Source organism: uncultured Oscillibacter sp. (assembly GCF_910584465.1).
Taxonomy (GTDB): Bacteria; Bacillota; Clostridia; order Oscillospirales; family Oscillospiraceae; genus Oscillibacter.
Genome location: NZ_CAJUBK010000031.1, coordinates 22052 through 29055, shown reverse-complemented (window position 1 = coordinate 29055; position 7004 = coordinate 22052). Strand labels below are relative to the sequence as shown.

Here is a 7004-nt window from a genome sequence, read left to right as displayed (position 1 = left end):
TCCTGCCCACAATACTTGGCTGGCGACGGCCCGGGAAGATAGGTGGCGCCAACACGAGACAGGTCACTTCGGTGACCTGTCTCGTTTCATTTATGGGGCATGGAAGGCGGCGCGGCCGCATGACCCTGCTTTATCGACCCTGCCAATACAGTCCGCAGTCCCCGGTCGCAGAATGAAATCTCCAAAGCAGGTAGTATCTGCTTTTCCCATCCAGCTGGACCCTGCCGCTGGGGGAATCGTGATCTAACCTTAAAAGCTCCTGCTTATCCTCATCCAACAGAGAGACCTCTACAGTCCCTTTTGATAGTTGGCAGTTCAAGGTAAATTCGTAAGTGCGGCACTCGCGAACTTTTATCAAGTGCCGGATCCAGCCCCTGCAGGAATCCGTAGAGACCCTGTCACAGGTCTTCCCGGCTCGAAATGAAAACAGGACCGCGGCGATACATTTCGTCGCCATACAGCCCTGGCGGTAGAGCAGCCATGCGGCGCATACGGCTATGCCAGGGATGAGGATCTGTATCATATCGAAAGCCTCCTTCCTCGGCTCCATTATACCGCACTTCCTGCGCTCTTGCAAACGATGAGGACTTTTTTGCCCCCTGCCTATGACACGGCATTTGTAATGAATGCAGGAGACCGATCGAAGGTGCAGATCTCGATCCATCGGGCAGCCACCGATCGGATGGACGGCTCATCCGGATCCCCCCAGGCGGGGGGGATCGGCCGTCAGGGCCATACAGGCTGAAAGGACGCCCCTGTTATGACAGAGGCGTCCTTTCGTTTTGAGATATGCAGTCCGGATCACATGAAGACGCACAACAGTATCGGCAGGAAGATCGCCGGGACATAATTCATGATCTTCAGCTTCGTCACGCCGAGCAGGTTCAGCCCCAAGCCAACGATCAGCACCGATCCGACGACGGTCATCTCCGGGATCGTGGCCGGGTCCTGCTGGAGCAGCGGGGCCACCAGGCTGGCGAGAGCGGCGATCCCGCCCTCGATCGTGAACACCGCCGCCGCCGCCATCAGCACGCCGATCCCCAGGGAGGAGGCGAAGATCATAGACGATACGAAATCCAGCGTGGCTTTGGTGAACAGCATCTCATGGTCCCCGGTGAGCCCGTCGTTCAGCGCGCCTACGATGGTCATGGCCCCTACGCAGAAGACCAGGGAGGCCGTCACGAAGCCCTCCGCCAGGGAGGCCCTCCCTCCCTTGCTTTTCTTGAACCGTGCCTCCAGGCCCCCCGCAAAGCGCTCCAGATGCCCGTCCAGATCGCACAGCTCACCGATGACCGCGCCTACGGCGACGGAGATGATGGTGATCAGCGCGTTGCTCCCGCCCAGCATGCCGGTGACGCCGATGAACACCGTACAGAGCCCCAGCCCCTTCATCACCGTGTCCCGCAGGCGCTCCGGTAGGATGTTGCCCAGCAGCATGCCGATCAGGGACCCGGCGATCACGGTGCCGGTGTTGACCAGTGTGCCGACCAGCATAAAGATCCCTCTCTTTCTCCATTTAAAGTTTGAAGGCATCCCTTCGAGGGAAGGGGCCGGCACCACCTGCCGGCCCCTTCAAACATATCGTCGATCTCAGCCGATGAACTTCAGACCGGAGGCATTGCGCAGGATGGCAACGTCCTCCGCCAGGCCGGCCTCCCAGGCGGCATAGGCCTCGCCCCGCAGGCTGTTGGCGGCCTGTACCTGCCAGCGCGTCATGTCCACGCCGGAGAAGTACATGACATGGGAGCCGAACTGGGTGTCCACGATGCCGGTATCGCCGGGCTGGCGGGCGGCGTCGAAGCACCACGCGTCGAACTCCTCCACCATCCGGCCCTGATAGACCTCGGTGTAGAGGCCGCCGTCATACTTGGAGCTGTCGGCGGATTCCGCCATCGCCAGGGAGGCGAAAGACTCTTCCGTGGCCTCGCCGGACTGCCACTGGGCCAGCAGCTCCTCGGCCTTGGCGTGGGCGTCGGCCTTCAGCTGGGCCTGCTCGTCTTCATAGCCCTCGTCGCCCTCCTCCAGCGCGGCATTGCCCAGGGGCACCAGGATGTGGCGGATGTCGATGGTGGGGGACTCGTCCCGGGAACGGTCGTGGAAGACCGCCACGTAGAGGATGGTCCCGTCCTCCAGCACGGCGGCGTCGCCGGCCTGCCGGGCGGTGTCATACAGCCATTCGGAGGTGACGCTGCCGGAGCTGTAGCTGCCGGCCTCGTTGCGGTTGTAGGTGCCCCCGTGCTCCTCGGCCAGGGACTCCAGGTCCCCGCCGGACCGGGCCGCATCCAGGATGGCCTGGGCGGCCTCCTGCGCGGCCTCCATGGCGGCGGCGGACTCCTCCTCGGTGGGCTCCACGGTGTTGCCGTCGGCATCCTTGGTGCTCTCCGCGGCGGCGGAGAGGGTGACGAGCTCGTAGGACACGTGATCGTAGGTGTTCCGGTCCGCCTCGTAGACCGCCTCCAGCTCGCTTTCGGAGTAGGTCAGGCTGTCGCGGTAAGCGTCGGTGTAAGCGCCGTAGCGCAGGGCCCGCATCAGCTGCTCGCCATAGATCTTCTCCGTGATGCCGGAGCCGAAGGTCCCCTTCAGGTACTGGCCGACGGAGATGCCGCTGGCTGCGGCCGTGGACCTGAGGGCGGCCATGTTGTCGTCATACTCCGCCTGGACGCTGGCGGGATACTGGAAGCCCTCGGCCTCGGCGGCGGCCAGCGTGGTCTGGATGACGCTCATGTTGTCCAGGGCCTCGTCCAGGAAGTAGTCGTGCCAGGTCATGCTGCCGGAGCCGTCCTCCCCGCTCTCCGGGACCTGGATGCCCAGCATGGAGGCGGTGCCCGCCTCGAGGGCCTGGTCCTTCAGGGAGGCGCTGGGGTTCAGGCCCAGGTAGCTGACGACGGAGGAGTAGTTGTTGAGGAAATTGCGGTAAGCGGTCTGGTAGTAGTAGCTCACCTCGCCGGTGGTGTACTTCTCTCCGTCGATGGTGACGGCGGTGGTCATCTGGGGGATGATGCCGCTGCGCCAGACGATGGAGGCGATGACGCCGACCGCGACGGCGGCGGCGATGACGCCGTAAAGGAGGCTGCTCCGCTTCTCCTCCCTGCGCTGCTGGGCTTCGCGGGCAGTCTTAGGGCCGGCCTGGCCGGCGGCGGCCTGACGGTTTTGCTTTTCTCTCGATGCGCTCATTTGTTGTTTCAGTCCTCTCAAGTTTTCAGTTACATTGGGATCGGTTTTTTACGCACTTCGCTATTATAGCGGAAGACGGGCGAATGTGCAAGCCTAAAATCCGCCCGGCGGGGGAGGAAAGCGGAGAATTCACGGTTTTTTCATCAAATCCCGGGCCCGCTCCGCCGGGATGCCTGGCCTCGCGACCGGCCCGCCGGCCGGAGACCGCCCGGATGGGAGGGGCCCGCGGGCATAATAGTACCCCGCGAGAGCCGTGTAGACCTCGTTATAACCTGCACCTTTACGGACAGGTGGGTCGCCTCCAAGACGCTTCACCGCTTCCAACTTCCAGCCGCGAACGGCAGCCGGGAGGCCTGCGAACCACGCCCTGATCTGGCGTCCCGTATAACGAAATGTGGGTTAAAAAAAGATCTATCACGCACCCCGCAGGGTACTGCACTATGTGATATCATGCGCTTGGTCCGGGGGAGGGATCACTCCTCGCCGTCGAACAGCGACTCCATGAACAGGCCGTATACCGTTTCCAGCTCCTCGTCGGAGTCCAGGGTGGAGAGGATGTCCTCGCCGTCTTCGTGGAGGACCTTCAAGATCACCAGCCCGGCGTCCGGATCGTCCTCCTCCCCCTCGGTCTCGGCGGGGAAGAACGCCTGGTACAGCTGGCCGTCGTGCTCCAGCGCGTCCATGAACTCCAAGACCAGCTCGTTGCCCTCCTCGTCGGTGACGGTCAGGAAGGTGGGGCCAAAATCTTCACTCATAGGGGGCCTCCTTTTTTCGGCTTGATCATATTTTACACGCGATCGCCGCCGATTGCAAGAGGAGAAATCGTGAAAAAGACGAAAAGTTGGCAGTGCCGCTGGGAGCTAGTCTGCCCATAATCCATAGATCCATGCGATTTGAGAACTTTTTTTCGGGGAAAAACGACATTTTCAATATTGACAGGGGATGGTACAATAGAAAACGAGGGCCCCCAGCAATTTTTGGGAGCTCTGCCATCGATCGCTCGTTCCGCCCTCCCGCCCGGGGAAAACAGGGCCGGAGGGCCCATCCCTTATAAAAGGAGGTACTTACAGCTTGGAGCAGCACGGAAGAAGAGAACAGCCGGTCCCCTCCCGCCCCCGCCGCCGGAGGCCCCGGAGGACGGCGCTGGGCGTCGTCCTGGGCGTGTTCAAGTGGACCTTTTTCACGCTGTGGACGATCCTGCTGATCGGCGTCTGCACGGCGCTGATCGGCCTGCACTTTTTCAAGGAGTATATCGACAACGTGGTCACGCCCTCCGTGGCGGTCCGGGCGGAGGACTACACCATGAACCTCAGCTCCTTCATCTACTACGAGGACAAGGAGTCCGGGCAGTGGAAGGAGCTGCAGAGCATCCACGGCCAGGAGAACCGCATCCTGGTGGAGTTCAAGGATATCCCGGACTACCTGTGGCAGGCCGCCGTCTCCATCGAGGACGAGCGCTTCCTGTACCACCAGGGCGTGGACTGGAAGCGGACCCTGGGCGCCGTGAAGGAGCTGGTCATGGGCGACGGCAGCTACGGCGGGTCCACCATCACCCAGCAGGTGCTGAAGAACATGACCCACGACAACAAGCCCTACGTCAACCGGAAGGTGCGGGAGATCTTCCGGGCGCTGGAGTTCGAGAAGAACTACACCAAGGACTACATCCTGGAGCTCTATCTCAACACCATCTACCTGGGCCAGGGCTGCTACGGCGTGCAGACGGCAGCGCAGTATTATTTCGGCAAGGACGTCAGTGAGCTGGACCTGGCGGAGTGCGCCTGCATCATCGCCATCACCAACAACCCGTCCCTGTACGGGCCCATGTACGACGTGACCTACACCCGGGAGGACGGCACCAAGGTCACCCCCCGGGAGCTGAACAAACGCCGCCAGGCCACCATCTTGAACAAGATGGCGGAGGTCATCGACCCGGATACCGGCCTGCCCTTCATCACCGAGGCCCAGCGGGACGCCGCCAAGGCGGAGATCCTGCAGTTCTCCGACGGTTCCACCTCTGCGGAGGAGATCGTGGAGAAGAGCACGGGCGCGGTGGAGATCAACTCCTGGTTCGTGGACCAGATCATCCGGGACGTGTCGGCGGACCTGGCGGCAGCCCAGGGCATCTCCCTGGAGGAGGCCGAGGTCCTGCTGTACAACAGCGGCTACCGCATCTACACCACGCTGGACCCGGACATCCAGGCCATCGCCGAGAGCGTCTATGAGGACCGGAGCAATCTGGACGTGACCTCCCGGAACGGCCAGCAGCTCCAGTCCGGCATCACCATCCTGGATCCCTACACCGGCAACATCGTGGCCATGGTGGGCAAGGTGGGGGAGAAGGACCGGAACCTGGGCTGGAACTACGCCACGGGCCGGCGGCAGGTGGGCTCGTCCATGAAGCCCCTGACGGCCTATGCCCCCGCCCTGGACGCCGGGACCATCACCCCGGGCACGATCTTCGACAATTACCCGGTCCAGGATCTGGACGGCCCCTGGCCCAAGAACTCGCCCCAGGGCTACAGCGGCTTCACCTCCGTGCGGGTCGGCATCCAGAAGTCCATCAACACCATCGCCGTCCAGGCCCTCCAGTCCGTGGGCATCGAGGAGGCGTACCGCTTCGCCACGGAGAACCTGCGGCTGGAGCTGGTGCCGGACGACATGGCCCTGGGCGCCCTGGGCATGGGCGGCCTGACCCGGGGATTGAACACCGTGGAGATGGCGGCGGCCTACGCCTGCTTCGTGAACAACGGCGTTTACAACGAGCCCCGGACCTATCTCCGGGTGACCCGCGTGGACAGCTCGGGCCACGAGGTCACCGTGCTGGAGGACGAGGGGGAGACCCATGTCGCCATGAAGGAGACCACGGCCTACCTGATGACGGACATGCTGAAAAACGCCGTGACGGCCGGCACCGGGAGCTCCGCCCGGTTCAACGGGATGCACATCGCGGGCAAGACCGGCACGACGAACAAGAACTTCGACCGCTACTTCGTGGGCTTCACGCCCTACTACGTGGCGGCGGTCTGGACGGGCTATGACCAGAACGAGCGCATCAGCTACAGCGGCAACCCGGCCATCACCATGTGGAAGAAGGTCATGGAGCCCATCCACATGGATCTGCCCGACAAGGACTTCGAGAACAGGCCCTCCACGGGACTGACCAGCATCGAGGTCTGCCTGGACAGCGGCATGAGGCCCACCGACGCCTGCCGCGCGGACCCGCGGGGAGGCCGGGTCGGCAACTTCACCGCGGCGGCGGGCACCGGGCCGACGGAGGATTGCACGATGCACCAGATGGTGTCCTACTGCACGGCGGGCCACTGCCTGGCCACGGAGTCCTGCCCCCTGGAGTCCGTGGAGGAGCGGGCCTATCTGGACTACGTCCGGGAGGACTACGGCCCCAGCGTGACGGCGGACGACGACGCGTACCTGATCGGCAACCTGTCGAAGCTCACGGAGCCGTCGGAGACGAACCCCGTCGGAGGCTGTCCCGCCCACAACGGCCTGCCGCCGGTGGATCCCCTCGATCCGCTGTATCCCGGCGGCGACCCCGGCGGGACCACGGCCCCCGGCGTGCAAGACCCCTACGTCCCCGCTCCCGGCGAGAGCCACGAGGGCTATGGCGGCGGCGGAGACCCGGGCACGGCGGTCCAGCCCCCGCCGCCCGTCACGCCCGATCCGGAGCCCGGCACGCCGGTGGTCCCCGAGGAGCCCACCGAGCCGGCCCCCGACCCCGGCGGAGGGGGAGGGCTGTTCGACGATCTGTGGGGCATCGTGACGTAGACGAGAGATGAAGCCCGGGAGGCGCCGCGTGAGCGGCGCCTTTTTTC

The 7004-nt window shown here is 63.8% G+C and carries 4 protein-coding genes and 1 other RNA gene; 1 reads left to right on the top strand and 4 read right to left on the bottom strand.

Annotated elements, in window-relative coordinates:
* Positions 1-801: 801 nt before the first annotated feature.
* The 4 genes from QZ332_RS08575 to QZ332_RS08560 form a co-directional block, all read right to left on the bottom strand.
* Positions 802-1494 carry a DUF554 domain-containing protein gene (locus QZ332_RS08575; protein ID WP_295764420.1) on the bottom strand — a complete coding sequence of 231 codons (693 nt, stop codon included), beginning with the start codon at positions 1492-1494 and terminating at the stop codon, positions 802-804.
* Between the two features lie 96 nt (positions 1495-1590).
* A complete protein-coding gene (locus tag QZ332_RS08570; RefSeq protein ID WP_295764419.1) occupies positions 1591-3174 on the bottom strand; it encodes a peptidylprolyl isomerase in 1584 nt (527 codons plus the stop codon).
* A gap of 235 nt (positions 3175-3409) precedes the next feature.
* A non-coding RNA gene (gene ssrS / locus QZ332_RS08565) (6S RNA) lies at positions 3410-3609 on the bottom strand.
* A gap of 38 nt (positions 3610-3647) precedes the next feature.
* Complete coding sequence (locus QZ332_RS08560) at positions 3648-3929, bottom strand: DUF1292 domain-containing protein (protein WP_295764418.1); 282 nt, start codon at positions 3927-3929, stop codon at positions 3648-3650.
* A gap of 316 nt (positions 3930-4245) precedes the next feature.
* Between QZ332_RS08560 and QZ332_RS08555 the strand changes: the two genes are divergently transcribed.
* Complete coding sequence (locus QZ332_RS08555) at positions 4246-6957, top strand: transglycosylase domain-containing protein (protein ID WP_295764417.1); 2712 nt, start codon at positions 4246-4248, stop codon at positions 6955-6957.
* Positions 6958-7004: the final 47 nt, after the last annotated feature.